This is a genomic window from Mycolicibacterium houstonense (assembly GCF_900078665.2).
GTDB lineage: Bacteria > Actinomycetota > Actinomycetes > Mycobacteriales > Mycobacteriaceae > Mycobacterium > Mycobacterium houstonense.
On record NZ_LT546208.1, the window covers coordinates 1 to 1175 of the forward strand.

The window sequence follows — 1175 nt, forward strand, 5'->3', positions numbered from 1 at the left end:
GGTCCGCGACGGCGGGTCGATGTCGTCGAGCCCGCGGCCGTCCAGCACCACCGGCCGGTAGGGGTACACCGTGTGTTCGGCCGGTGCGGCGTGGCGGCGGCGTACGAAGTCCCGGACGCCGCGGATCTGGGTTCCCGGCGGGCCGTCGGCGTTTCCGGCGGTCGGCACCGACACGCAGCCGGTCACGTAGTCATAGCCGGAGCGGTCGAGGTAGGCCAGGATGCCCGCCCACATCAGCAGGACGACGCCGCCGTTGCGGTGATCGGACCGCACCACCGCCCGTCCCATCTCGACGAGCGAGGGCCGCAGCGCATCGAGGCCGCGCACGTCGAACTCGGTGGCGGTGTAAAGCCCGCCGGCGGCGATGGCGCCCGGCGGCGGCAGCATGCGGTAGCACCCCACCAACTCACCGGAGCGGTCCTCACGCACCAGCAGGTGGTCGCAGTACTCGTCGAACCGGTCCGCGTCACGTCCGTCCGTCGCCCCGGCGAGAGCGAATCCGGGTTCGGAGGTGAACACGTCGTGCCGAAGCCGCTGAGCGGCCTCGATGAGCTCGGGATCGGCGGACAACAGCAGGGTGTAGCGCGGCGCATCGGGCGTCGAGCTGTCGGCGTGATCAGCGGCGATGAGTACAGATGCAGTGCTCATAGCCAGCACGGTCGCCCAGCCGGGTCTCCATACGGCATCGCCCGTGTGACATGTCTGTGAGCGCCAGGTGACGTTTTGTGCTGCCGGGTCAGGCGTCGAGGAACACCACGTTCTCGCACAGCGGATCGCGCGGTGTCGCGACGTGATTGGCGGGAAATGCCTCGTCGGCGTAGCCGATCGACATCCCGCACAAGATCGTCAGATCGTCTGGGATTCCCAGTTGTTCACGCAACACGTCCGGATACAACCCGATCGACACCTGCACGCAACTACCCAGTCCCCGTTCGTTCAGCGCCAGTAGCAATGTCTGCAGAAACATCCCGACACCGATCGCGTCGACGCTGCCGAAATCGCGGTGCATGCACACCACCCCGGCGACCGGGGCACCGAAGAATGCCCAGTTGCGCCGCTGCGCGGCCCACCGTCCAGCCGCGTCATCGCGGGCGATCCCCATCGCGCCGTACACCAGCGCACCGGTTTCCCTGCGCCGGTGGGCAAAACGCGGGGGCAGTCCGGCGGCCTGGAGC

The 1175-nt window shown here is 68.7% G+C and carries 2 protein-coding genes; both read right to left on the reverse strand.

What is annotated here, in order from left to right:
• Nucleotides 1–648, reverse strand: a 648-nt coding sequence (locus tag BN4332_RS27905) for a GNAT family N-acetyltransferase (protein WP_066902797.1), incomplete at its 3' end; no start/stop codon positions are given.
• Nucleotides 649–736: 88 nt separating this feature from the next.
• The coding region (locus BN4332_RS27910; RefSeq protein ID WP_200820451.1) for a nitroreductase at nucleotides 737–1175 on the reverse strand (439 nt) is incomplete at its 5' end.